This is a genomic window from Stella humosa (assembly GCF_006738645.1).
GTDB classification, from domain to species: Bacteria; Pseudomonadota; Alphaproteobacteria; order ATCC43930; family Allostellaceae; genus Allostella; species Allostella humosa.
In genome coordinates this window covers 455,475-479,544 of record NZ_AP019700.1, presented here as the reverse complement: position 1 = coordinate 479,544, position 24,070 = coordinate 455,475, and the positions used below count along the sequence as shown (strand labels likewise).

Here is a 24,070-nt window from a genome sequence, read left to right as displayed (position 1 = left end):
CATTCGGACGCGGGCCGCCTCGGACCCTTCTATTCCTAGCCCATTCCGGCCCTGATGCCGAACCGCAAAAGGACGAAAGCCCATAAAAAAGGCAGCGACGGATCGATCGCTCGATCCGCCGCCGCCGACGCGCCCCCGTGCCACCGCCCGCGAGGGCGGCCCGGCCCTACTTCATCCGGACGGCGCGGATCACCACCGAATCATTGGGCGGCTGCGGCAGGAACGCGACGTTGTCGCGGATGCCCCAGGCCAGCGCCTGCTGATGCAGCGGGATGTGGCCGAAGTCCTCCTTATGGATCTTCATGGCCTCGTAGATCATGCGGTTGCGCTTCTCGCGGTCGCTCTCCGAGCCGATCTGGTTGGTCAGCTCGTCGAGCTTCGTGTTGGAGTAGCGGCCGCTGTTGTTGGAGCCCGTCCCCGTCGCCTGGTTCCGGGTCATCAGGATGTTGTAGAGCATGTTGTGGGCGTCGTACGTCCCGGGGGTCCAGCCCAGCATGTAGAAGCTGGTATCGTTGCCCGACCGGGTGCCGATCTTGTCGAAGTGCTTCGACTTGGTCTGCGAGTTCAACTTGATGTTGATGCCGACACGGGCCAGCATCGGCACGACGGCCTGGCAGATCGCCTCGTCATTGACGTAGCGGTCGTTCGGGCAGTCGAGCGTGACGGGGAAGCCCGAGGGATACCCGGCATCCGCCAGCAGCTTCTTGGCGCCATCGGGGTCGAACGGATAGCGGTCGTTCAACTCCTTGGAGAAGCCGTTGATGCCGGGCGCGATCATCAGCCCGGTCGGCGTCGAGGCGCCGCGCATGACGACGCGGTGGATCGCCTGGATGTCGATGGCCTGATAGAACGCACGGCGCACGCGGACGTCCTTGAACGGGTTCTTGCCCGTCCCCGGCATGTCCTTCAGCTCGTCGCGCCACTGGTCGAAGCCGAGGAAGATGGTCCTGAGTTCCGGCCCTTCCAGCACCTTCACCCCGGCCGACCGCTTCAGGCGCGGCACGTCCTGAAGGGGTACGGGGAACATCATGTCGATCTCGCCCGACAGCAGGGCTGCCACGCGGGTCGCCGCATTGGTGATCGGCCGGAACTCCACGCGGGTCAGGTTGTGCTCGACCTTGCCCCACCAGTCCGGGTTGGGGACGATGACGGTGCGCGTGTCGGGCACGCGGTCCAGCATCCGGAAGGGCCCGGTGCCGTTGGCGTTGACGTTGGCGAAGGTTTCGTTGCCGACGATGCCCTGCACCGGCGTGGCCGTGTTGTGCTTCTCGGCCCAGGCCTTCGACATGATGAAGACGGCCGGCAGGTTCTGGTCAAGGATCGGGTCGGGCGCCTTGGTGATCAGATCGACCGTATGGTCGTCGATCTTCTTGGCGTCGACGATGGATGCGCTGTAGGTGCGCATGCCCGACTGTTCGTGGTTGTTGCGCTTGACGGAAAAGACGACGTCGTCGGCCGTGAACGGCGTACCGTCATGGAACTTCACGCCCTGGCGCAGCTTGAAGCGCCATACGGTCGGGCCGGTCTGGCTCCATTCGGTTGCCAGGGACGGCTGCAGTTTCAGTTCATAGTCGCGATAGATCAGGGCCTCGTAGAGGTTGTTCTTCATCGCGTTGGTCGGACCCTCGTTGTTGAGGTGCGGGTCCAGGCCGTTGATGTCCCCAGAAGTCGAGTAGCGGAAGACCTTGGCGTCTGCGGTGGCGGACGCGGCCAGCACGAGGGCCGCCGTCGTCGTCAGGAGCAGTCGTCTGATCGACATTATTTTCCCCTTCCCTGTTGAACGCCCCCGACCGGCGGTGCCTTGCGGCACCGTCGGTCCGGGTCGATCCCCCGATCATTGCCACGCGCCGGTGGCTTGGGAAGGGGTTTCTCGCGTCCTGCGCTTACTTCATGCGAACGTACTTGAGCATAACCGCGTCATTGGCCGCCTGCGGGATGGCCGCGACGGTCTCGCGCACGCCCCACGCCAGGGCCTGCTGGTGCAGCGGGATGTGGCCGAAGTCCTCCTTGTGGATCTTCATCGCCTCGGCGATCATCGCCGTCCGCTTTTCCTTGTCGAGCTCCTGGCCGATCGCCTTGGTCAGCTCCTCCACCTTGGGATTGGTGTAGCGGCCGCTATTATTGGCACCCGAGCCCGGGCCGGCATTCAGCGTGATGATGTTGTAGAGCATGTTGTGGGCGTCGTACGTCCCGGGGGTCCAGCCGAGCATGTAGAAGCTGGTGCGGCGGCCTTCCTTCAGGCCGATCTTGTCGAAATGCAGCCCCTTGGTCTGGGCGTTCAGGCGCACCTGCACGCCGATGCGGCTCAGCATCGGCACGACGGCCTGGCAGATCGCCTCGTCATTGACGTAGCGGTCGTTCGGGCAATCGAGCGTGACGGTGAAGCCCGACGGATAGCCGGCGTCCGCCAGCAGCTTCTTGGCCCCGTCCGGATCGAACGGATAGCGATCGTTCAGCTCCTTGGAGAAGCCGGCGATGCCGGGCGCGATCATCAGCGCGGTCGGCGTCGAGGCGCCGCGCATGACGACGCGATGAATCGCGTTGATGTCGATCGCCTGGTAGAAGGCGCGACGCACGCGGACGTCCTTGAACGGGTTCTTGCCCGAGCCCGCCATGTCCAGCAGCTCGTCGCGGAACTGGTCAAAGCCGAGGAAGATCGTGCGCAGTTCCGGCCCCTGGAGGACCTTCACGCCGGCGGTGCGCTCCAGCCGCGGGATGTCCTGCAGCGGCACCGGGAACATCATGTCGATCTCGCCGGTCAGCAGGGCGGCCACGCGGGTGGCGGCGTTGCCGATCGGGCGGAACTCGACGCGGGTCAGGTTATGCTCGGGCGTGCCCCACCACTTCTCGTTGGGCACCAGCACCGTGCGGGTGTCCGGCACGCGCTCGGCCAGCTTGAAGGGGCCGGTGCCGTTGGCGTTGCGGTTGGCGAAGCTCTCGGCATTGGCGCCGCGCAGCGGCAGCAGCGTGTTGTGCTTCTGCGCCCAGCTCTTCGACATGATGTGGAAGAGCGTCAGGTTCTGGATCAGCACCGGGTCCGGCGCCTCGGTCACCAGTTCGACCGTCAGGTCGTCGACCTTGCGCGCTTCCTTGACGCCGGTGACGTAGGTCTTCATGTCCGACTGTTCGCCGCGGATGCGGTCGAACGAGAAGACGACGTCGTCGGCCGTGAAGGGCGAACCGTCATGGAAGGTGACGCCCGAGCGCAGCTTGAAGCGCGTCGTCGTCGGGTTGACCTGGGTCCACTCGGTCGCCAGCGCCGGCCGCACCGCCAGGTCCCAGTGGCGGGTGACCAGCCCCTCGTAGATATGGTCCTTCATCGCATTGGTCGGCCCCTCGTTGTTGATGTGGGGGTCCATGCCGATGACATCGCCGGTAGTCGAATACTTGAACGTCTTCGCCGCCACCGGCGGCGCCGCCACGGCCAGCGCCAAGGCGGCGGCGAGCGCGATCCTGATCTTCATTGGAGAATTCCCGTCCCGTGATCCCGTGCCCCCCGACAAGGGGGAGCAAAACTAGAGTAACGCGATCCGGCGGCGGCTCCAAATGGATGAATTTCCGCCCGCCGCGATCGCGCCACGGGGTCTTGCGTTTGACTTCGGCCGGTGGCGGGACGGATATTGGCGCCACGCCGCCCCGGCTCCCCCCCGAAAGGATCATCCATGCAGCGCCCGCCCGGCAACTCGATCGCCAGCCGCGATATCGCGACCTACCTGCACTCCTACACCAACCTGAAGAAGCACGAGACCGATGGCCCGCTGGTGGTCAACGGGGGCCGCGGCATCTACATCCAGGACGAGGCCGGCAAGGAGTATATCGAGGGCATGGCCGGGCTGTGGTGCGCCTCCCTCGGCTTCAGCGAGGAGCGCCTGGTAGAGGCCGCGATCGCGGCCCTGCGGCGCCTGCCCTACTATCATACGTTCGGCGGCAAGACGACGGAGATCGGCGTCGACCTGGCCGAGAAGCTGCTGTCGACCGCGCCGGTGCCGATGTCGAAGGTGTTCTTCGCCAATTCCGGCTCCGAGGCCAATGACTCGGTCGTGAAGCTCGTCTGGTACTACAACAACGCGCTGGAGCGGCCGGCCAAGAAGAAGATTCTGGCCCGCACCAAGGGCTATCACGGCGTCACCGTCGCCTCGGCCAGCCTGACCGGGCTGCCGAACAACCATCGCGACTTCGACCTGCCGATCGCCAACATCATGCATGTCGACTGCCCGCACCATTATCGCTTCGGCGAGCCGGGCGAGAGCGAGGAGGCATTCGCCACGCGCCTCGCCGACAACCTGGAGAAGCGCATCCTGGCCGAGGGGCCGGAGACGGTGGCGGCCTTCATCGCCGAGCCGATCATGGGTGCGGGCGGCGTCATCCTGCCGCCGGCCGGCTACTTCGAGAAGGTCCAGGCGATCCTGAAGAAGTACGACATCCTGATGATCGCCGACGAGGTGATCTGCGGCTTCGGGCGCACCGGCAACATGTGGGGCTGCCAGACCTTCGGCATCAAGCCGGACATCCTGGTCTGCGCCAAGGCGCTGTCGTCGGCCTACCTGCCGATCTCGGCCGTCATGATCTCCGAGCCGATCTACCAGGCGATGGTCCGCCAGAGCGAGAAGATCGGCGTCTTCGCCCACGGCTTCACCTATTCCGGCCACCCCGTTTCGAGCGCGGTCGCCCTGGAGACGCTGAAGATCTACGAGGAGCGCGACATCGTCGGCCACGTCCAGGCCATCGCACCGAAGATGCAGAAGTGGATCCGCAGCTTCGCCGACCGGCCGCTGGTGGGCGAGTGCCGCGGCACCGGCCTGATCGGCGCGATCGAGCTGGTGGCGGACAAGGCCACGCACGCGCCGTTCGACGCCAAGCTGGGCGTCGGCGCCTACCTCGCCCAGCGGGCGCAGGAAGGCGGCCTGATCCTGCGCGCGATGGGCGATTCCATCGGCTTCTGCCCGCCGCTCATCATCACCGGGGACGAGCTGGACGAGATGTTCCGCCGCTTCGACAAGGCGCTGGGCGAGACCGAGAAGTGGCTGGCCGGCCAGGGCCTGGCCAAGGTCGCCTGAGCGATGCGGGCGCCCGTCTGCCGCCGGTTGGCGGGCGCCTCTTCCCGCTTCCATGGCCGCCGTCGCCTGCTGGGCGCGGCGGCCTTTTTCCTGATGGGCATGGGGGGCCGGCCGACCATGGCGGCGACCGCGGAGGCACGGCTGCGCGAGGCAGCCGGCCAGGGCGACCTGGCGAACCTGGAGGCGGCGATCACGGCCGGTGCGGCGTTGGACGGGGCCGACGGGGAGGGCCGCACGCCCCTGCTGCTGGCGGTCGCCGGCGGCCATGATGCCGTCGCCCGCCGGCTGATCGACGCCGGCGCCGACATCAACGCGCCGGCCGCCAACCACGACACGCCTTGGCTGCTGGCCGGCGCCCGCGGGCGCACCGCCATGCTGGAGGCGATGCTGGCGACCGGCCGCGTCGACTATGCCCGGCGCAACCGCTATGGCGGCAACGCCCTGATCCCGGCCTGCGAGCGCGGCCATGTGGAGACCGTGCGCCTGCTGCTGGAGCGCTCGCGGATCGACGTCGACCACGTCAACAACCTGGGCTGGACGGCCCTGCTGGAGGCGGTGATCCTGGCCGACGGCGGCCCTCGCCATGTGGAGATCGTGCGCCTGTTGCTGGCCCATGGGGCGTCCGTCCGCATCGCCGACCGCGACGGCGTGACCGCGCTCGCCCACGCCCGCATGCGCGGCCAGACGGCCGTCGTGCCCCTGCTGGAAGCCGCCGAGGCTGCCCGGTGACCGGCGGCATCCTCGCCATCCACCATGTCCAGGTTACCGTGCCGGCCGACCGCATGGCGGCAGCCCTGCACTTCTACGGCCACACGCTGGGCCTGGCCGAAATCCCCCAGCCGGCGCGCGACCGGCCGGAACCGGGCGCCTGGTATCGGGTGGGCGCGGCCGAGCTGCATCTGCGGCCCGACACGACGGCAGCCGGCGATGCCGCCGCCAGCCGCCGCCACGTGGCGTTCGCCGTGGCCGACCTCGACCGGCTGGAAAGCGCGCTTGCCGCGGCTGGGTCGGAGTTCCTGCCGGACGCGCGGCCGGTGCCGGGCCAGCGGCGGCTGTTCGTGCGCGACCCCGGCGGCAACCGGGTCGAGCTGATGGAGCAGCCCTGACCCGGTGGAGTCCCCTATGCCAGTGGCTTCCCCTATGAAAGACCGGGTACCGGCCTGACATGCACCACCACGAAGGGCCGCACGGTGCCGTCCGCCTCGCGGATCGAGACGTACTGGCCCTCGACGAAGCGGTGATCCTCCAGCCGGTGGATCGGCTCGTCATCGTCGGGGCCGGGCAGGTACGAGATGGCCCAGCGGCCGCCGCGGGTGCGCACGAGCTGGCCCGTCTGGTTCTCCTCCCCCCGCCAGAAGCGGTGGACGGTCGCGATCTGGCGGTTGGCCTGCCAGGCCTCGGTGTCGAGATGCCCGTCCGCGGTCAGCGGTGCCACCAGTTCGTAGCCATGGGCATGGCTGCCCTCGGGAAATTCCGGCGTGCGGGCGAGTTCCAGGCGGATGCGTCGCAGCATGATCGACCTCAATGCGTCATCAGGAGCGGCAGGTTCGATTCGAACATGGCGTCGATGGTGGCGCCGCCGAAGATCATCTCGCGCAGGCGGCTGTGCCCGTAGCCGCCCATGACCACCAGGTCGGCGCCGGCCTGGTTGGCGGCATCGAGGATCGACAGGCCGATGCCGCCGCCGTCGGAGCGGAAGCGATGGATGCCGGCGGCGATGCCGCGCCAGGCGAGCATGGCGGCAAGGTCCTCGGCCGTGGCGCCGTCGGCCGCCGCGCCGTCCCCCTCCAGGATCACGACCGACTGCGCCTTGGCGAGGAACGGCCGGGCGGCGGCCACGGCGCGCGCCGCAGCCGTGCTGCCGTTCCAGGCGATGGCGACGCGCGTGGCCATCGTCGGCCCCAGGACGGGCGGCGACACCAGGACGGGCCGGCCGCTCTCCACCAGGGCCGCTTCCAGCGTCGTCTCCGGCGCCACGTCGCCCTCGCCGCCGGGGCGGGGCACGACGATCAGGTCGAACAGGCGGCCGCGGCGGGCGACGACCTCGTCCTCCCGCCCCTCGACTAGACGCCAGTTGATGGTGGGGTGGCGCAGCCTGGCCTCGATCGAGGCGGGCGGCCCGTCCATGCGGGTGACGATCCCGCCGGCCAGGGCGGCTGCGAACGCGGCCTCGGCCCGCTGGGTACGCAGCGCGGCGTCGCGCTGGGCCGCCGTGACCAAGTCCTCGATCAGGGCGGCACTGGCGCCCTCGCCCAGGATCGGCACCATGTCGCCCTGGCTGGGCACGACATGCAGCGCCTCGATATGGGCGTTGCTGCGGCCGGCGATCGCCAACGCCGCATCCAGCGCCGAATCGCCGCCGACGCCGCCACTCACCGGGACCAGGATCGTCCGGATCGCCATGTTCGCTTCCTCCGCCGCAAGGCTTCTGCCCCGAATTTAGGACGGCTGGCGGCCCGCACCTTGATCCAGGTCAAGGATGCCGCCGATGCCGAGTGCGGTCGCAACCGCGCCGGCCACCGCCTGCCATGTGGGCGCGGCCGGCACCCGTTGCCATGCCATCGGCCCCAGATCGTAGCCAAGCTGGTGGCGCACCACCGCCGGCGTCGCGTCGGACACGTCGCCCACGCGCGCCGCGACGCGGGCGACCAGCGTCTCGGCCGGCGCGTCGAGCCAGATGCCGGCGAAGGGCACGCCCAGGCGGCGGGCCACTTCCTCCACCGCCGCGCGCTCGTCGGGCCGGGCATGCACCGCATCGACGATGACCGTGCGGCCGGCCGCCAGCGCTGTCGCCGCATCGGCCCGCAGGGCGCCATAGACGCGCTCTGCGCTGCCGGGGGCATAGGCCTCGGGCCCTGCCCGCTCCATCGGGTCGATGCCGGCCAGCCGCTTGCGGGTGACGTCGCTGCGCAGCACCAGGGCCCCGGGCGCGGCCCCGAGCCAGGGGGCGACGGCGCGCGCCACCGTCGACTTGCCGGAGCCGGAGAGCCCGCCCACCGCCACCAGCCGCGGCGGCATCGGCAGCAGGAAGGCCCGGGAATGGTCGAGATAGCGCCGGGCGGTCGCCCGCCCGTCCTTGCCGCCGGCCGCCACCGCGACATGGGCGCGGATGGCAGCCCGCATGGAAAGCCCGAGCGGCAGCAGCGCCAGGCCGGCCAGGTCGCCCGTGCGCTCGGCATAGCGTTCCAGGAAGCGGTTCGCCTGGGCCGGCAGGCCGCGCACCAGCAGATCCATGACCAGGAAGGCGACATCGTAGATCGTGTCCAGGCGCGTCAGCGCCAGGTCGAACTCCAGCGCGTCGAAGAGGCGCGGCTTGCCGTCGATCAGGCAGATGTTGCCCAGATGCAGGTCGCCATGGCCCAGCCGCACGAAGCCCTCGCGCCGCCGGCGCTCGAGGAAGGGCGCCAGGACGTCCAGCAGGGCATGGCTGTCGGCCGCCAGCGCCCGCGTCTCGCCGCGATCGAGAACGGCGGCGCAGTCGGCCAGCGCCCGGTCGTTGGTGTCGATCACCCGGGCCATGGCGGCTTGGCCGCCGCCATCCGGCCGCCGCTCGGCGCCCGCGTGGAAGGCCGCCACATGGTCGGCCAGCGCCTCCACCATGGCGAGGTCGACGCGACCGGCGTCCGCCAGCCGGTCCAGCACCTGGCCCTCGTCGAAGCGGCGCATGGCCACCAGCCATTCGATCGCCGGCCCCTCCCCGCCGATCCGCGGACGGCCGGCATCGTCGCGGGTGACCGGCACGACCGCCTCGTAGATCTCGGGCGCGGTGCGCCGGTTGAGCGCGATCTCGGCCGCGCAGGCGAGACGCCGATTCTCGAGGGTGGAGAAGTCGAGATAGGGGTAGCGCACCGCCCGCTTCATCTTCCAGGCGCGATCGCCCGCCAGGAAGACGAGGGCACCATGGGTGGCGATGCGGGTCACCGGCTGCCCGCCATGGGTGGCGGGGTCCTCCAGCATCGCCGCGATTTCCGCCTGCGCCTCTTCGGCGTTTGCGCCCGCCATCGGCTCCCCTTACGCTCGTGGCCGCCCCTGACCTTACACGAGCCCAGACGCATGGCCGAGCCGCGCGCTTCCCAGCCGGAGACATTTCCCCAACCCGTCGAGGGCACGGTCATGCCGCGCTTCGCGGACATCCCGACCTTCATGCGCCTGCCGGTCCAGCGCGATGCAACACAGCTCGACATTGCGCTGATCGGCGTGCCGTGGGACGGCGGCACCACCAATCGCCCGGGCGCCCGCCACGGCCCGCGCGAGATCCGCAACATGTCGTCGATGATGCGCAAGATCCACCCGGTCAGCGCGATCCAGCCCTACAGCCTGGCCCGCGTCGGCGACCATGGCGACGTGCCGGTGAACCCGGCCGACCTGACCGACACGCTGGAGCGGGTGGAGCGGTTCTTCGCCCGCGTCCATGCCGCGGGCGCGGTGCCGCTGTCGGCCGGCGGCGACCATCTCGTCACCCTGCCGATCATGCGCGCCATCGCCCGGCACCGGCCGGTCGGCATGGTGCATTTCGATGCCCACTCGGACACCTGGGACAGCTATTTCGGCGGCTTCAAGTACACCCACGGTACGCCCTTCCGCCGCGCCATCGAGGAAGGGCTGCTGGATCCCAAGCGCACGGTGCAGATCGGCATCCGCGGCTCGCTCTACCATGCCGACGACATGGACTGGGCCTACGAGCAGGGCATCCGGGTGATCGGCATCGAGGAGTATTTCGACCTGGGCGTCGCCCGCGTGATCGAGGAGGCACGCCGGGTCGTCGGCGACGGGCCGACCTATGTCAGCTTCGACGTCGACGGGCTCGACCCCGTCTATGCGCCCGGCACCGGCACGCCCGAGGTGGGCGGCTTCTCGACCCACGAGGCCCAGCGCATGCTGCGCGGGTTGCAGGGGCTGGACCTGGTCGGCGGCGACGTGGTCGAGGTCTCGCCGCCCTTCGACCCGAGCGGCAACACGGCGCTGGTCGGCGCCACCATGATGTTCGAGATCCTGTGCGTGCTGGCCGACGCCGTCGCCCGCCGCCGCGACGCCGGGGAAGCCCCATGACGACCCTGCTCTACAGCCACCCCGCCTGCCTCGGCCACGACACCGGCGAATACCACCCGGAGCGGGCCGACCGGCTGCGCGCGGTCCTGGCCGCACTCGACGCGCCGGAGTTCGCCGCGCTGGACCGGCGGGAAGCCCCCTTGGTCGACGATGCCGACCTGCTGCGCGTCCACCCCCAGGCGCATATCGACGTCGTGCTGGCCGGCATCCCCGAAAGCGGCCGGCGCGGCCTCGACCCCGACACCGTCGTCTCGCCCGGCTCGCGTGAGGCGGCCTGGCGGGCGGCGGGTGCCGTGACGGCGGCAGTCGACGCGGTCATGGCCGGCGAGGCGGCGAACGCCTTCTGCGCCGTCCGCCCGCCCGGCCACCATGCCGAGCCCGACCGCGCCATGGGATTCTGCCTCTTCAACAACGTCGCGGTCGGTGCGCTGCGCGCCCACCAGGCGCATGGCTGCGACCGCGTCGCCGTGATCGACTTCGACGTCCATCACGGCAACGGCACGCAGGCGATGTTCGCGGCCGACCCGCGGCTCTTCTACGCCTCCACCCATCAATGGCCGCTCTATCCCGGCACCGGTGCCCGCGACGAGCGCGGCGTCGCCGGCAACATCGTCAATGCCCCGCTCGGCACCAATGCCGGGTCGGCCGACTTCCGCTTCGCGGTGGCGGAGTTCGTGCTGCCGGCGCTGGAGGATTTCCGCCCCGATTTCCTCTTCATCTCGGCCGGGTTCGACGCCCACAGCCGCGATCCGCTGGCCGGCCTCAACCTCTTCGAGGAAGACTTCGCCTGGGTCACCGACAAGCTGACGAGCCTGGCCGCCCGCCACTGCCGGGGCCGCGTCGTGTCGGTGCTGGAGGGCGGCTACGACCTGGAGGCGCTGGCCGGCTCGTCGGCGGCCCACGTCGCCGCCCTGATGCGCGCCGGCGCCTGACGGGCGGGCGACCCATGCAGCCCTGGCTGGCGGTATTCCTGGGGGCGGGGCTGGGCGGGGCCGCCCGCCACGGGTGAACCTCGCCAGCCTGCGGCTGTTCGGCGGCGGCTTTCCCTGCGGCACGCTGGTCGTCAACGTCGTGGGCTCGCTCACCATGGGGCTGCTGGTCGGCTGGTTCGCCCACAAGGCCGATCCGGGCCAGGCCTGGCGGCTCTTCCTGACGACCGGCGTGCTCGGCGGCTTCACCACCTTCTCGACCTTCTCGCTCGACGCCGTCCTGCTCTACGAGCGCGGCCAGGTGGGGACCGCCGCGCTCTACGTCGCCGCCTCGGCGGTGCTGGCGATCGGCGGGTTGTTCCTCGGCATGCTGGCCGTCCGCCATCTCGCCTGAAGGCCCGCTGCCTTGCGGCGGCGTCGCCAAGAGATATAGAAAGGCCGCGATGGCCAAGGAACCGAGCGTCAAAGACCCCGCCGCCGCGCCCGACGCGGATATCGCCCGCCTCAGCTTCGAGGAGGCGCTGGCCGAACTCGACAAGATCGTCCGCCAGCTCGAGGGCGGCCAGGGCGGGCTGGAACTGGCGATCGACGCCTACCAGCGCGGCGTGCTGCTGAAGCGCCATTGCGAGCGCAAGCTGTCGGAAGCCCAGGCCAAGATCGAGCAGATCGCCATCGGCCCGGACGGGGCCGTCACCGCGGAGCCGATGAAACTTGCTTGACGAACTGTTGCAGGGCCGCGACCTCGAGCAGGCGCTCCAGGCGGTAGGGGCCGCCGTCGACGCCACGCTCGACCGCCTGCTGCCTCCAGCCCCGGGGCTGGAGGCGCCGGTGGTCGATGCCATGCGCTATGCGGCCCTTGGCAGCGGCAAGCGGCTGCGGCCGTTCCTGGCGGTGACGTCGGCCAGCCTGTTCGGCGTCGGCCGCATCCCGGCCTTGCGGGTGGCAGCCGCCATCGAGATGATCCACGCCTATTCCCTGGTCCATGACGACCTGCCGGCGATGGACGATTCCGAACTCCGGCGCGGCCGCCCCACCGTCCACCGCGCCTTCGACGAGGCAACCGCGATCCTGGCCGGCGACGGACTGCTGACGCGCGCCTTCGGCGTGCTGGCCGGGCCTGAGACCCATTCCGACCCGGCCGTGCGCTGCGAACTGGTGCAGGCCGCCGCCGAGGCTGCCGGCAGCCAGGGCATGGTCGGCGGCCAGATGATCGACCTGATCGCCGAGAAGCAGACGCTCGACATCGGCGCCATCACCCGCCTGCAGCGGATGAAGACCGGCGACATGATCGCCTTCTCCTGCGAGGCGGGCGCCATCCAGGGCAAGGCGGCGGCCGAGCCGCGGCACGCGCTGAAGGCCTATGCCCACGACCTTGGCCTGGCTTTCCAGATCGTCGACGACCTGCTGGATGCCGAGGGCAGCGAGGCCGAGACGGGCAAGTCGGTCGGCCAGGACGCCCAGCGCGGCAAGGCCACCTTCGTGTCGATCCTGGGCATCGAGCGCGCCCGCGCCCAGGCGGCCATGCTGTCCGACCAGGCCGTTCGCCACCTCGACGCCTTCGACGACAAGGCGGATCTGCTGCGCGACGTCGCGCGTTTCGTACTGACGCGGCGGTCCTGAACGGGCCGCCCCGGCCGGCCGGGGTTGCCCCGGCGGGGCCCTAGGGCGCATGGTGCGCGCGCAAGATGATGCCCCGGACGGTCGCCAGCCCGAATGCGACCAGGGGGCCGACCCGACCGCAGCCCGTACGGTATCATGGCCGATATCACGGGCCGGCGGGCGCAATGCCATTCTGGAGGTGGGAAACGGCATCTTGAATACGAGCAGCAAGACCCCGCTCCTGGACAGCGTCCATGTCCCGTCCGACCTGCGCCGGCTGCCCGAATCGGCGCTGCGCCAGCTTGCCGACGAGTTGCGCCGGGAAACCGTCGACGCCGTGTCGATCACCGGCGGCCATCTGGGCGCCGGCCTGGGCGTCGTCGAACTGACGGTGGCGATCCACTATCTGTTTGACACGCCGCACGACCGGCTGATCTGGGACGTCGGCCACCAGGCCTATCCGCACAAGATCCTGACCGGCCGGCGCGAGCGCATCCGCTCGCTGCGCCAGGCGGGCGGCCTGTCCGGTTTCACCCGGCGCAGCGAGAGCCCGTACGACCCGTTCGGCGCGGCCCACAGCTCCACCTCGATCTCGGCCGGGCTCGGCATGGCGGTCGCCCGCGACCTGAAGGGCGAGGAACGCCGCGTGGTGGCCGTCATCGGCGACGGCGCGATGAGCGCGGGGATGGCCTACGAGGCCATGAACAATGCCGGCTCGTCCAAGTCGCGCCTGGTCGTCATCCTCAACGACAACGACATGTCGATCGCCCCGCCCGCCGGCGCCATGAGCGCCTACCTGTCGCGGCTGATCTCGTCCAAGCCCTACCGCTCGCTGCGGGATCTCGCCAAGGACATGGTCCGCCACCTGCCGCGCCCGCTGGAAGAAGCCGCGCGCCGCGCCGAGGGCTATGCCCGCGGGCTGGTCGGCGGCGGCACGCTGTTCGAGGAGCTGGGCTTCTATTACGTCGGCCCGATCGACGGGCATAACCTGGACCATCTGGTACCGGTGCTGCGCAACGTGCGCGACGCCGCCGAATCCGGCCCGGTGCTGGTGCATGTCGTGACCGAGAAGGGCCACGGCTATCCGCCGGCCGAGCGGGCGCCCGACAAGTATCATGGCGTCGTCCGCTTCGACGTGGTGACCGGCGCCCAGGCCAAGCCGAAATCGACGACGCCCGCCTATACCCGCGTCTTCGCCGACGCGCTGGTGGCCGAGGCCGAGGCGGACGACCGCGTCGTCGCCGTCACCGCCGCCATGCCGTCCGGCACCGGGCTAGACCGCTTCGGCGAGCGCTTCCCCACCCGCACCTTCGATGTCGGCATCGCCGAGCAGCATGCCGTCACCTTTGCCGCCGGCATGGCGAGCGAGGGCATGAAGCCGTTCGCGGCGATCTATTCGACCTTCCTCCAGCGCGCCTACGACCAGGTGGTGCACGACGTCGCCCTGCAGCGCCTGCCGGTGCGCTTCGCCATCGACCGGGCGGGGCTGGTGGGCGCCGACGGCGCCACCCATGCCGGCGCCTTCGATGTCACCTACCTGGCGAACCTGCCCGACTTCGTCGTCATGGCGGCGGCCGACGAGCTGGAGCTGATGCACATGGTGGCGACCTGTGCCGCCATCGACGATCGCCCGTCGGCCGTGCGCTACCCGCGCGGCGAGGGCATCGGGCTGGAACTGCCGGCCCGCGGCACGCCGCTGGAGATCGGCCAGGGCCGCGTGCTGCGCGAGGGCACGACGGTCGCCATCCTCAGCTTCGGCGGCCGGCTCCAGGAATGCCTGAAGGCGGCACAGGATCTGGCCACCTTCGGCGTGTCGGCCACCGTGGCCGACGCCCGCTTCGCCAAGCCGCTCGACACCCGGCTGGTGCGCCGGCTGGCGGCCGAGCACGAGGTGCTGATCACCATCGAGGAAGGCGCGATCGGCGGCTTCAGCACCCACGTCCTGCATTTCCTGGCGCGCGAGGGCCTGCTCGACCAGGGGCTGAAGGTGCGGCCGATGACCCTGCCCGACCGCTTCATCGACCATGACGCACCGGCCAAGCAGTATGACGAGGCCGGGCTGAATGCCCGCCATGTCGTGGCGACCGCGCTGGCGGCGCTGGGCCGCAACGACATCGCCATGCCGGCCACCGCCTGAGGCCGAGGTAGCTCCAGTGGCGGCGCGGGCCGGCAGCGAACGGCTCGACCAGATGCTGGTGGCACGCGGGCTGGCCGAAAGCCGCGAGCGGGCGCAGGCGCTGATCCTGGCCGGCCGCGTCTTCACCGGCGAGCGCCGGCTGGACAAGCCGGGCGTGAAGGTCGCGGGCGACCTGGCGCTGGAGGTGCGCGGCGGTGAGATGCCCTGGGTGTCGCGCGGCGGCCTGAAGCTGGTGGGCGCGCTCGACCATTTCGCCATCGACCCGGCCGGCCTGGTGGCGCTCGACGTGGGCGCCTCGACCGGCGGCTTCACCGATGTGCTGCTGGCCCGCGGGGCGGCCCGCGTCTACGCCGTCGACGTCGGCCACGGCCAGCTTGCCTGGAAGCTGCGCGGCGACCCGCGGGTGGTGGTGCTGGAGCGCGTCAACGCCCGCCACCTGACGACGGAGACCATCCCCGAGCCGATCGACCTCGTCGTCTGCGACGCCAGCTTCATCGGGCTGGAGACGGTCCTGCCGACGCCCCTGTCCCTGACCGGCCCGGGTGCCCGGCTGGTCGCGCTCATCAAGCCGCAGTTCGAGGTGGGCCGCGGCCGCGTCGGCAAGGGCGGCATCGTGCGTGACCCGGCCCTGCACGAGGAAGTGTGCCTGCGCATCCGGGCGTGGCTCGAATCCCTGCCCGGCTGGACCGTTCTGGGCGTAACCCAGAGCCCGATCCACGGCGCCGACGGCAACGTCGAATTCCTGATCGCGGGCGCCAAGGCCGAGCCGGCATGAACGAAACCATGACCGTGACGGCACTGGGCAGCGGCGGCGACGGGCTGGCCGAGGCCGGCGCCGACCGGCTCTACATCCCGTTCGCCGCCCCTGGCGACCGGCTGCTGGTCGCGCGCGAGCGCAAGGCGGGCGACGGCTGGCGCGCCCGCATCGTCGAACGGCTGGCGGACGGCCCCGACCGGACGGCCCCGGCCTGCCGCCATTTCGGCGAATGCGGCGGCTGCGTCGTCCAGCATATCGCTGCCCCCGCCTACCAGGCCTGGAAGCGCGCGCGGGTCGTCGAGGCCTTCGCGCGCGAGGGCCTTGATCCCGGCGTGATCGCGCCCCTGGTCCCGGCCGAGCCCGGCGACCGCCGCCGCTTGCGGCTGGCGGTGCAGCCGGCCGGCGGCCGCCTGCTGGTGGGCTTCAACGCCGCCGGCAGCGACCGCATCGTCCCGATCAGCGAATGTCCGGTCGCCGCACCCGAACTGGTGGCGATCCTGCCGGCGCTGGCCCGCGGCCTGGCCGCTATCTGGCCCAGGCGGCATGCGGGCGACGTCGCCCTGACCCTGACCGAGGGCGGGATCGACCTGCTGCTGGTCGTGCCCGGCACCTTCGGGGCGCCCGCACGCACGGCCCTGGCCCGCCTGGCCGAGGACCTCGACCTCGCCCGCCTGTCGGTGGCGCCCGACGACCGCACGGCACCCGAGCCGGTGGCGATCCGCCGGGCGCCGCGGGTGCGTTTCGGCGGCATCGCGGTGACGCCACCGCCCGGCGGGTTCCTGCAGGCCGGCATGCGGTCCGAGGCCGTCCTGTCTGCGCTGGTGGCCGAGGCCGTGCCGGCCGGGGCGACCGTGGCCGACCTCCATGCCGGCTGCGGCACCTTCGCGCTGGCCGTGGCCGGCAAGGCGCGCCGGGTCCTGGCCTTCGATCGCGACGCCCCCGCCCTGGAGGCCCTGCTGGCCGGCGCCCGCGCCGGCGGGGTCGGCAACCGGGTGACCGTCGAACGGCGCGACCTCGACCGCCGACCGCCTACGCTGGCGGAGATGCGCACCTGGACCGCGGCCATCCTGGATCCGCCGCGGGCGGGTGCGGCTGCCTTGGCGGATGCCCTGGCCCGGTCGGCCGTGCCGCGCGTCGTCTATGTCTCCTGCAACCCGGTCACCTTCGCGCGCGATGCCGCCCGCCTGGTCGCGGGCGGGTTGCGGCTGGAGCAGGCCACGCCGGTCGATCAGTTTCTGTGGTCGCCGCATGTCGAGCTGGTAGCGGTTTTCCGCCGGCCCGCATAAGGTCTCCAACCCGACCGCCACCCCCGATAGATGGGCCGAGCCGTACATGACGACGAACGCCGCAATCTCCGTCGCCCGCGCCGCCGGCAAGATCCCGACCGACCGACCGTTCGGGAAGGACATGGCGAACAACGCCTTCATCAGCGCCTTCCTGGCGACCACGCCCCACGAGGACCTCTATCTCTATGCTTCGACGGCCGGCACGGCCGAGAAGTACAAGGAGATCCTGGGCACGCTGACCACGCGCAAGTTCAAGACCCACTTCCTGTCCCACAACGAGCTGGCGCGCCTGGGCGAGCCCGGCTGCATCATGCATCTCGACCCCCACCTGGCGCGCGACGCCTGGGACCGGCGGCGGATCGGCCAGCGCAGCTACAGCATCGCCGGCCTGATCCACACCATGGCCGGGCCGTTCAATCTCGACGCGCACATGGAGACGGTGATCGGCCCGGTGCAGAGCTGGGACGCGCTCGTCTGCACCTCGCGCGCGGTCAAGAAGACCATGGAGATGCTGTTCGAGCGCTGGCACGCCTACATGGCCGACCGCTATGGCGCGACCCGCCTGCCGACGCCGCAGCTGCCGATCCTGCCGCTCGGCGTCGACGTGGCCAAGTTCCGCAAGACCGACGCGCGCATCGCCGCCGGCCGGGCGTGGCGCCAGCGCCTGGGCATCGCCGACGACGCGCTGGCCGTGCTCTATCTGGGCCGCCTCTCCTATGTCGAGAAGGCCCATCCGACGCCGATGTTCATCGCCCTGGAGCAGGCGGCCAAGGCGAGCGGGCGCAAGATGCACGCGATCATGGCCGGCTGGTTCCCCATGCCAGAGCATGAGGAAGCGTTCCGCGAGGCGGCCCGCCTTTATGCCCCCTCGATCGGCCTCAGCATCGTCGATGCCCGTGTCGAGCCGGCCAAGACCGAGATCTGGCACGCGGCCGATGTCTTCGCGTCGCTCGTCGACAACATCCAGGAGACGTTCGGCCTGGCGCCGGTCGAAGCGATGGCGGCGGGCCTGCCGGTCGTCGTCTCCGACTGGGACGGCTATCGCGACACGGTGCGCGACGGCGAGGACGGGTTCCGCATCCCGACCTACGCCCCGCCGGGTGGGGCGGGCGCCTTGCTGCCGCTCGGCAATGCCGCCCTCAACGAGAGCTTCCAGCGCTATGTCGGCTCGACCGCGCTGATGACGGCGGTCGACATCCCGCGGGCGGCTGCCGCCTTCGCCTCCCTGGCGCTCGACCCGCAGCTCCGCGCGCGCATGGCCGCCACCGCCGCCCGGCGCGGCCGCGAGGTGTTCGACTGGCCGGTGGTGATGGAACAGTACCGGGCGCTGTGGAGCGAACTGGCCGCCCGCCGCATCCGCGACGGCGAGAGCGGCGCCCGCCGCGATGGCCATTCGCATGAGCCGCGGGTCGAGGATCCGTTCCGCCTCTACGGCCATTTCGCCAGCCGCCAGCTTTCGGCAGACCTGGTGCTGGCCCTGCCGCCGGCCGGGACGGGCGTCCCCGTCCAGGCGATCCGCAAATCCGCACTGAACAACCTGGCCGACCGCCACTTCCTGCGCCAGGACGAGCAGGAGGCGGTGCTGGGTCTGCTGGCCGGTGGGCCGCAGCCGATCTCGGCCCTGGTGGCGGTCGTGGCCGACGTGCGCCGGGCCGCCGTCTATCGCTGGCTGGGCCACCTGCTGAAGTTCGACGCCATCCGCATCGCGGGCTGAACCCGCGGGCGACCATTCCCCGGGGGGAGGAACCGATGCCCGACGACCGCTTCCGTGTCGCCCTCAGCGGCGATTTCCGTCGCGCCGACGGCAGCCCGGCCTATCCCATGTTCGACCTGGGACCGCTGCTGGACGACCCCGACATCGAGGTCGCCTATGTCGACCCGGTCGACGGCCACCTGCCGGCCGACCGGCTGGCAGGCTTCGACGCGGTCATCGTCCTGGTGCCGCGCTTCGATGCCGCGAGCATTCCCGCGGACGGGCGGCTGGCGCTGGTCGCCCGCTTCGGCGTCGGCTACGACAGCGTCGACGTGGCCGCCTGCACGGCCGCCGGCATCGCCGTCGCCATCACGCCGGACGGGGTGCGCCGGCCGGTCGCGGTCGCCATCATCACCTACATGCTGGCGCTGGCCGGCCGGCTGGTGGCCAAGGACCGCATCGTTCGCGGCGGCCCCGCCGCCTGGCCGCAGCGCAACGACCATATGGGCCTGGGCCTGACCACCCGTACCTTCGCCCAGCTCGGCGTCGGCAATATCGGGCTCGAGACGCTGAAGCTGCTGCAACCCTTCGGCATGCGGCTGATCGCGCACGATCCCTACATCGACCCCGCCGCCGTCGCCGGCCTGGGGGTGGAGCTGGTCGGCCTGGAACGCCTGTTCGCCGAGGCGGACTTCCTGTCGGTGTCGGTGCCCCTGAACCCGGAGACGCGCGCCATCGTCAACGCCGATCGGCTGCGGACGATGAAGCCCACCGCCTTCCTGATCAACACCGCCCGCGGCCCCGTGGTCGACCAGAAGGCGCTGGCCCAGGCCCTGACCGAGGGCTGGATCGCCGGGGCCGGCATCGACGTGTTCGAGGTCGAGCCCTGCCCCGCCGACGACCCGCTGCTGCGGCTCGACAACGTGCTCTTCACCCCGCACTCGCTGTGCTGGACCGACGAATGTTTCGCCGGCATCGGTGCTGCCGACGTGCGCGCGACCCTGGCCGTCAAGCGCGGCCAGGCACCCACCGGCCTCGTCGACCGGTCGGTGCTGGACAATCCGCTGTGGCAGGCACGGCTGGCGAACATCGCCAGCCGCTTCGGTTGCTGATCTAGAGCATGAATCTGGGGGCCTGAATCGGATGGGGATTCCCTGGGCGGTAGGTTTCTGATTCAAGATGCTGGCTGGTTAGGAGGCCAGCATCGATGGGTCGGGCCTACTCATTGGACTTGCGGTCTCGCGTGGTAGCTCTGATTGAGTCCGGCGTGAGCCGGCATAAGGCGGCGGCGCATTTCGCGGTAAGCGTGGCGACGGCGATCCGTTGGGCGCAACGCAAGCGGGATACGGGGGGCGTTGCGCCGAAGGCGACAGGCGGGCGCCGGGCGCTGTCACTGTCGCCGCATCGCGCCTGGATACTGGGTCGGATCGATGAGAAGTCGGACCTGACGGTGCGCGGACTGGTGTCCGAGCTCCGCGAGCGCGGGGTGGCGGCGAGCTACGGAGCGGTGCAGCGCTTCGTGCGCTCCGAGGGGCTGCGCTTCAAAAAAAAGCCTGCATGCAAGCGAGCAGGAACGGCCTGACGTTGCCTACCGTCGGCGGCGCTGGCGATTGCACCAGAAGCGGATAGACCCGTCTCGCCTGGTGTTCATCGACGAGACCTGGGCGAAGACCAACATGACGCGTACCCATGGTTATGCGCCGGTCGGCCAGCGTCTGATCGGCCGGGTGCCGCATGGGCACTGGAAGACCATGACCTTCCTGGCAGCCCTGCGTGCCGACCGGATCGACGCGCCGTGCGTCTTCGACGGACCGATCAACGGCGAACGCTTCCTAGCCTATGTGGAGCAGGCGCTCGTCCCGACGCTGCGACCGGGCGACGTGGTCGTGATGGACAATCTCGGCAGTCACAAAGGGCAGGGCGTTCGGCGCGCGCTTCGGCGCGCCGGCGCGAAGCTCTTCTTCCTGCCGCCCTACAGCCCCGATCTCAACCCGATCGAACAGGTCTTCGCCAAGCTCAAGACCCTCCTGCGGAAGGCAGAGGAGCGCTCGCCCACCTCCACTTGGCAGCGGATCGGCAAGCTCCTCGACCTCTTCCCCCCAGACGAATGCAGCCGATATCTACGAAATGCCGGATATGCCGCTACCTGAATGGATCATGCTCTAGTCCGCGGCCGGCGGGTCGAAGGCGCGGATCGGCGGCAGGTTGCCGGCGAACCGCTCCACCTGCACGCAGGTCAACTGGCCGGTGCAGCCCTGGGCCAGGCTGGACGTACCGACATCGCGCGTCAGCACGTTCGGGTTGCCATGGACGCAGAGCGGGTTGTCCTCGGCCGCATCGACCGGGTCGTACCAGGCGCCGGTCGCGAGCTGGACCACGCCCGGGCGCACGTCGCGGCTCAACTGGGCGCCGGCCAGGCAGGCGCCGCGATCGTTGAAGAGCCGCACCACGTCGCCCTCGGCGATGCCGCGCGCGGCCGCGTCGTCGGGATGGATGCGGATGGGCTCGCGCCCGCGCACCTTGGAATCCTGGCTGTAACCGCCGAAATCGAGCTGGCTGTGCAGCCGGGTCGCCGGCTGGTTGGCCACCAGTTGCAACGGCCACTTGCCGATAGCGGCCGAGCCGACGCCATCGGTCGGCGCCATCCAGGTCGGGTGGCCGGGGCAGTCGGCATAGCCGAAGCCGGCAATGGTCGACGAATAGATCTCGACCCGGCCGCTCGGCGTCGGCAGGGGCGCCCCCTCGGGATCGAGGCGGAAGGCCCGGGTCGGGCCGCCATCCTCGGGCGCGGTCGGCAGCGTCATCTCGCCGGCGGCCCAGAACTGGTCGAAGTCGGGCGCGGAGCCTTCCCGGGCGGCGATCGCCTTGCGCGTCGGCTCGTAGAGATGGCGCAGCCACTCCCCGGCCGTGCGGCCCTCGGTGAACTCCTGCTCGATCCCCAGGCGGCGGGACAGTTCGGCGAAGATCGTGTAGTCGTCGCGCGCCTGGCCGAACGGCTCCAGCACCTGCTTCATCGCCACCATGGTGGGATCGAAGGCGGCAGCGCCGATATCGTCGCGCTCCAGCGTCACGGTCGCCGGCAGCACGATGTCGGCGTGCCGCGCAGTCGCCGTCCACACCGAATCCTGCACCACGAGGGTATCGACGGCGGCGAACGCCCGGCGCAGGCGGGCCAGGTCCTGGTGGTGATGGAACGGGTTGCCGCCCGCCCAGTAGACCAGCTTGATGGCCGGATAGGTCATCCGCCGGCCGTCATAGTCGAACTCCACGCCCGGCTGCAGCAGCATGTCGGAGATGCGGGCGACCGGAATGAAGGGGCGGATCGGGTTCTGCCCCTGCGACAGGGTGGGCGTCGGCACGTCCAGCGCGGCCTTGCCGATATTGGCGATCGAACCCAGCCCGTAGGAGAAGCCGCCGCCCTCGAGCCCGACCTGGCCCAGCATGGAGGCCAGCACGAGCGCCATCCAGATCGGCTGCTCGCCATGCTCGGCGCGCTGGAGCGACTGGCTGACCACCACCAGCGTGCGCCGGCCGGCCATGCGCCGGGCGAGTGCCGCGATGTCGTCGGCCGGCATGCCGCAGATGGGTGCGGCCCAGGCGGCATCCTTGGCCACCCCGTCCGACCGGCCGGTCAGGTAGTCCTCGAATACCGGGTAGCCCTCGCAGAAGCGGTCGAGGAAGGCGCGGTCGTGCAGGCCGTCGGCCACCAGCGTGTGGGCGATGCCCAGCATCAGCGCGGTGTCGGTGCCGGGCGCGATCGGCAGCCATTCCGCCCCTGCCTCTTCCGGCAGGTCGTCGCGCAGCGGGCCGATGACGACGAATTCCGCGCCACGCTGGCGGGCGGCCGCCATGTGGCCGCGCGCCAGGTGCTTGCTGGTGCCGCCGCTGCCGACGGTGGCGTTCTTGATCGCCATGCCGCCGAAGCTGACGACGAGGTCGGTGTACTTCTCCAGGTGGGTCCACGGCACGTTGCGGCGGGCATAGTCGACGAAATTGCCCAGCACGCGCGGCAGGATGACCGAGGCGGCACCCGCGCTGTAGCTGTTGACCGAGCGGATGTAGCCGCCCATCAGATTGAGGAAGCGGTGGACCTGGCTCTGGGCATGGTGGAAGCGCCCGGCGCTCGACCAGCCATAGGAGCCGCCATAGACGGCCTCCGCGCCCGGTCCGTCATAGACGCGCGTCAGTTCGGCCGCGAGCCGGTCGAGCACGTCGTCCCAGGCCATCGGCACGAATTCGTCGCGACCGCGCATCGGGTCCGGCCCGGGACCGCGCTCCAGCCAGCCGCGGCGGACCATCGGCTGGGCGATGCGAGCGGCATGTCGGGCCGCCTGCGGGACGTTGGCCAGCAAGGGCGAGGGGTCCGGGTCGGCCGGGTGGGGGGCGACCGCGATGCCGTCGCCGGACTTCCAGGCCGTGAAGGCGCCCCAGTGCGAGCTGTGCGAAACGCGGATCGCGCCGTCATCCATCTTGGCGAACTCCCGGATTCTGAAAGCCCACCTGGGCGCGATGGCGCAGCAGATGGTCGGCCAGTACGCAGGCCATCATCGCCTCGCCCACCGGCACGGCACGGATGCCGACGCAGGGGTCGTGGCGGCCCTTGGTGACGATCTCGGCCTCCTCACCGCCCGTGGTGACGGTGCGGCGGGGGGCAAGGATCGAACTCGTCGGCTTCACGGCGAAGCGCGCCACCACCGGCTGGCCGGTGGCGATGCCGCCCAGGATGCCGCCCGCCTGGTTGGAGGTGAAGTGCGGCTGGCCGCCCTCCATCCGCATCTCGTCGGCATTCTCCTCGCCCGACAGGGCGGCCGCCGCGAAACCGGCGCCGATCTCGACCCCCTTCACCGCATTGATGCTCATGAAGGCCGACGCGATGTCGGAATCGAGCTTGCCGTAGATGGGCGCGCCCAGGCCGGCCGGCACGCCGTCGGCCACGATCTCGATCACCGCCCCCGCCGACGAGCCGGACTTGCGGACGCCGTCGAGATAGCCTTCCCAGCTCTGGGCGGTCACCCGGTCCGGGCACCAGAACGGGTTGTCCTCGACCGCGTCCCAGTCCCAGCGGCCACGGTCGATGGCGTGCGGGCCGATCTGCACCAGCGCGCCGCGCACGGTGACGCCAGCCCCCAGCACCTTGCGGGCAACCGCGCCGGCGGCCACCCGGGCCGCCGTCTCGCGCGCGGACGACCGGCCGCCGCCCCGATAGTCGCGGATGCCGTACTTGGTCCAGTAGGTGAAGTCGGCATGGCCCGGCCGGAACTTGTCCTTGATCTCCGCATAGTCCTTGGACCGCTGGTCCTCGTTGCGGATCATCAGGCTGATCGGCGTGCCCGTGGTCAGGCCCTCGAACACGCCGGACAGGATCTCCACCCGGTCGGGCTCGCGCCGCTGGGTGGTGAAGCGCGACTGCCCCGGCTTGCGGCGGTCGAGCCAGACCTGGATCTCCTCCTCGGAGAGGGGGATCAGCGGCGGCACGCCGTCGACGACGACGCCCAGCGCCGGGCCGTGGCTTTCCCCCCAGGTGGTGAAACGGAAGAGCTGGCCGAAGGTGTTGAACGACATG

At 70.7% G+C, this 24,070-nt stretch carries 21 protein-coding genes; 14 read left to right on the top strand and 7 right to left on the bottom strand.

Annotated elements, in window-relative coordinates; genetic code table 11:
- Positions 1 to 166: 166 nt before the first annotated feature.
- Both STVA_RS02250 and STVA_RS02245 read right to left on the bottom strand, forming a co-directional pair.
- On the bottom strand, positions 167 to 1,759 hold the full coding sequence (locus STVA_RS02250; RefSeq protein ID WP_123694614.1) for an ABC transporter substrate-binding protein: 1,593 nt from the start codon (positions 1,757 to 1,759) through the stop codon (positions 167 to 169).
- Positions 1,760 to 1,883: 124 nt separating this feature from the next.
- Positions 1,884 to 3,464, bottom strand: coding sequence for an ABC transporter substrate-binding protein (locus tag STVA_RS02245; protein ID WP_123694616.1), 1,581 nt, complete (start codon positions 3,462 to 3,464; stop codon positions 1,884 to 1,886).
- Between the two features lie 198 nt (positions 3,465 to 3,662).
- Between STVA_RS02245 and STVA_RS02240 the strand changes: the two genes are divergently transcribed.
- Genes STVA_RS02240 through STVA_RS02230 form a run of 3 tightly spaced genes read left to right on the top strand, consistent with a single transcriptional unit; the run spans position 3,663 to position 6,163 of the window.
- Positions 3,663 to 5,057: an aspartate aminotransferase family protein gene (locus STVA_RS02240; RefSeq protein WP_123694618.1), complete on the top strand. Its 1,395-nt coding sequence runs from the start codon at positions 3,663 to 3,665 to the stop codon at positions 5,055 to 5,057.
- Positions 5,058 to 5,060: 3 nt separating this feature from the next.
- Positions 5,061 to 5,786, top strand: a complete 726-nt coding sequence (locus STVA_RS02235; RefSeq protein WP_197735769.1) for an ankyrin repeat domain-containing protein — start codon at positions 5,061 to 5,063, stop codon at positions 5,784 to 5,786.
- Positions 5,783 to 6,163 (top strand): VOC family protein, encoded by a 381-nt coding sequence (locus STVA_RS02230; RefSeq protein WP_123694620.1) that lies wholly within the window; start codon positions 5,783 to 5,785, stop codon positions 6,161 to 6,163. Before STVA_RS02235 ends, STVA_RS02230 begins: the two co-directional genes overlap by 4 nt.
- A gap of 32 nt (positions 6,164 to 6,195) precedes the next feature.
- Here STVA_RS02230 and STVA_RS02225 read toward each other — a convergent pair whose 3' ends face one another.
- From STVA_RS02225 to STVA_RS02215, 3 genes are read right to left on the bottom strand one after another with little or no spacing between them, the layout of a single operon-like run.
- Positions 6,196 to 6,570 carry a hypothetical protein gene (locus STVA_RS02225; RefSeq protein ID WP_245978541.1) on the bottom strand — a complete coding sequence of 125 codons (375 nt, stop codon included), beginning with the start codon at positions 6,568 to 6,570 and terminating at the stop codon, positions 6,196 to 6,198.
- Between the two features lie 8 nt (positions 6,571 to 6,578).
- Positions 6,579 to 7,460 carry a universal stress protein gene (locus STVA_RS02220; protein ID WP_123694622.1) on the bottom strand — a complete coding sequence of 294 codons (882 nt, stop codon included), beginning with the start codon at positions 7,458 to 7,460 and terminating at the stop codon, positions 6,579 to 6,581.
- Positions 7,461 to 7,496: 36 nt separating this feature from the next.
- The gene (locus tag STVA_RS02215) at positions 7,497 to 9,059 is read right to left on the bottom strand and encodes a bifunctional aminoglycoside phosphotransferase/ATP-binding protein (RefSeq protein WP_123694624.1); all 1,563 of its coding nucleotides are present in this window, start codon (positions 9,057 to 9,059) and stop codon (positions 7,497 to 7,499) included.
- A 51-nt stretch (positions 9,060 to 9,110) separates the two neighbouring features.
- On the opposite strand from STVA_RS02215, the gene speB reads away from it, so the two are divergent.
- From speB to STVA_RS02160, 11 genes are all read left to right on the top strand, one after another.
- Positions 9,111 to 10,106 carry an agmatinase gene (gene speB, locus STVA_RS02210; protein ID WP_123694626.1) on the top strand — a complete coding sequence of 332 codons (996 nt, stop codon included), beginning with the start codon at positions 9,111 to 9,113 and terminating at the stop codon, positions 10,104 to 10,106.
- On the top strand, positions 10,103 to 11,038 hold the full coding sequence (locus STVA_RS02205; RefSeq protein WP_123694628.1) for a histone deacetylase family protein: 936 nt from the start codon (positions 10,103 to 10,105) through the stop codon (positions 11,036 to 11,038). The genes speB and STVA_RS02205 overlap by 4 nt, the downstream gene beginning before the upstream one ends.
- 73 nt (positions 11,039 to 11,111) lie before the next feature.
- A complete protein-coding gene (gene crcB, locus STVA_RS02200; protein WP_246782849.1) occupies positions 11,112 to 11,429 on the top strand; it encodes a fluoride efflux transporter CrcB in 318 nt (105 codons plus the stop codon).
- Positions 11,430 to 11,478: 49 nt separating this feature from the next.
- Positions 11,479 to 11,754, top strand: coding sequence for an exodeoxyribonuclease VII small subunit (locus STVA_RS02195; RefSeq protein ID WP_123694631.1), 276 nt, complete (start codon positions 11,479 to 11,481; stop codon positions 11,752 to 11,754).
- Positions 11,747 to 12,655 (top strand): polyprenyl synthetase family protein, encoded by a 909-nt coding sequence (locus STVA_RS02190; protein WP_245978543.1) that lies wholly within the window; start codon positions 11,747 to 11,749, stop codon positions 12,653 to 12,655. Before STVA_RS02195 ends, STVA_RS02190 begins: the two co-directional genes overlap by 8 nt.
- A gap of 193 nt (positions 12,656 to 12,848) precedes the next feature.
- Positions 12,849 to 14,771, top strand: coding sequence for a 1-deoxy-D-xylulose-5-phosphate synthase (gene dxs / locus STVA_RS02185; RefSeq protein WP_245978545.1), 1,923 nt, complete (start codon positions 12,849 to 12,851; stop codon positions 14,769 to 14,771).
- 52 nt (positions 14,772 to 14,823) lie between these two features.
- Positions 14,824 to 15,546, top strand: coding sequence for a TlyA family RNA methyltransferase (locus STVA_RS02180; protein ID WP_123694710.1), 723 nt, complete (start codon positions 14,824 to 14,826; stop codon positions 15,544 to 15,546).
- Positions 15,543 to 16,814 (top strand): class I SAM-dependent RNA methyltransferase, encoded by a 1,272-nt coding sequence (locus tag STVA_RS02175; RefSeq protein WP_123694635.1) that lies wholly within the window; start codon positions 15,543 to 15,545, stop codon positions 16,812 to 16,814. Before STVA_RS02180 ends, STVA_RS02175 begins: the two co-directional genes overlap by 4 nt.
- Before the next feature lie 46 nt (positions 16,815 to 16,860).
- Positions 16,861 to 18,528, top strand: coding sequence for a glycosyltransferase family 4 protein (locus STVA_RS02170; RefSeq protein ID WP_123694637.1), 1,668 nt, complete (start codon positions 16,861 to 16,863; stop codon positions 18,526 to 18,528).
- 35 nt (positions 18,529 to 18,563) lie between these two features.
- The gene (locus STVA_RS02165; RefSeq protein ID WP_123694639.1) at positions 18,564 to 19,619 is read left to right on the top strand and encodes an NAD(P)-dependent oxidoreductase; all 1,056 of its coding nucleotides are present in this window, start codon (positions 18,564 to 18,566) and stop codon (positions 19,617 to 19,619) included.
- Between the two features lie 95 nt (positions 19,620 to 19,714).
- A protein-coding gene (locus STVA_RS02160) for an IS630 family transposase (RefSeq protein ID WP_123687763.1) occupies positions 19,715 to 20,657 on the top strand; the annotation gives its coding sequence in 2 pieces (ribosomal slippage) (positions 19,715 to 20,050 and positions 20,052 to 20,657; 942 coding nt in all).
- Between the two features lie 12 nt (positions 20,658 to 20,669).
- Here the strand turns inward: STVA_RS02160 and STVA_RS02155 are convergent.
- Positions 20,670 to 22,976, bottom strand: coding sequence for a molybdopterin-dependent oxidoreductase (locus tag STVA_RS02155; protein ID WP_123695619.1), 2,307 nt, complete (start codon positions 22,974 to 22,976; stop codon positions 20,670 to 20,672).
- Positions 22,969 to 24,069, bottom strand: coding sequence for a chorismate synthase (aroC, locus tag STVA_RS02150; protein WP_123695617.1), 1,101 nt, complete (start codon positions 24,067 to 24,069; stop codon positions 22,969 to 22,971). Before aroC ends, STVA_RS02155 begins: the two co-directional genes overlap by 8 nt.
- Between the last annotated feature and the right edge of the window lies 1 nt (position 24,070).

Coding starts and splice junctions, on each gene's coding strand:
- STVA_RS02205 (WP_123694628.1), top strand. CDS start 10,103: ATGACGACCCTGCTCTACAGCCACCCCGCCTGCCTCGGCCACGACACC.
- STVA_RS02195 (WP_123694631.1), top strand. CDS start 11,479: ATGGCCAAGGAACCGAGCGTCAAAGACCCCGCCGCCGCGCCCGACGCG.
- STVA_RS02250 (WP_123694614.1), bottom strand. CDS start 1,759: ATGTCGATCAGACGACTGCTCCTGACGACGACGGCGGCCCTCGTGCTG.
- STVA_RS02155 (WP_123695619.1), bottom strand. CDS start 22,976: ATGGATGACGGCGCGATCCGCGTTTCGCACAGCTCGCACTGGGGCGCC.
- STVA_RS02165 (WP_123694639.1), top strand. CDS start 18,564: ATGCCCGACGACCGCTTCCGTGTCGCCCTCAGCGGCGATTTCCGTCGC.
- STVA_RS02170 (WP_123694637.1), top strand. CDS start 16,861: ATGACGACGAACGCCGCAATCTCCGTCGCCCGCGCCGCCGGCAAGATC.
- aroC (WP_123695617.1), bottom strand. CDS start 24,069: ATGTCGTTCAACACCTTCGGCCAGCTCTTCCGTTTCACCACCTGGGGG.
- STVA_RS02220 (WP_123694622.1), bottom strand. CDS start 7,460: ATGGCGATCCGGACGATCCTGGTCCCGGTGAGTGGCGGCGTCGGCGGC.
- STVA_RS02175 (WP_123694635.1), top strand. CDS start 15,543: ATGAACGAAACCATGACCGTGACGGCACTGGGCAGCGGCGGCGACGGG.
- STVA_RS02215 (WP_123694624.1), bottom strand. CDS start 9,059: ATGGCGGGCGCAAACGCCGAAGAGGCGCAGGCGGAAATCGCGGCGATG.
- speB (WP_123694626.1), top strand. CDS start 9,111: ATGGCCGAGCCGCGCGCTTCCCAGCCGGAGACATTTCCCCAACCCGTC.
- STVA_RS02180 (WP_123694710.1), top strand. CDS start 14,824: ATGCTGGTGGCACGCGGGCTGGCCGAAAGCCGCGAGCGGGCGCAGGCG.
- STVA_RS02245 (WP_123694616.1), bottom strand. CDS start 3,464: ATGAAGATCAGGATCGCGCTCGCCGCCGCCTTGGCGCTGGCCGTGGCG.
- STVA_RS02240 (WP_123694618.1), top strand. CDS start 3,663: ATGCAGCGCCCGCCCGGCAACTCGATCGCCAGCCGCGATATCGCGACC.
- STVA_RS02235 (WP_197735769.1), top strand. CDS start 5,061: ATGCGGGCGCCCGTCTGCCGCCGGTTGGCGGGCGCCTCTTCCCGCTTC.
- STVA_RS02225 (WP_245978541.1), bottom strand. CDS start 6,570: ATGCTGCGACGCATCCGCCTGGAACTCGCCCGCACGCCGGAATTTCCC.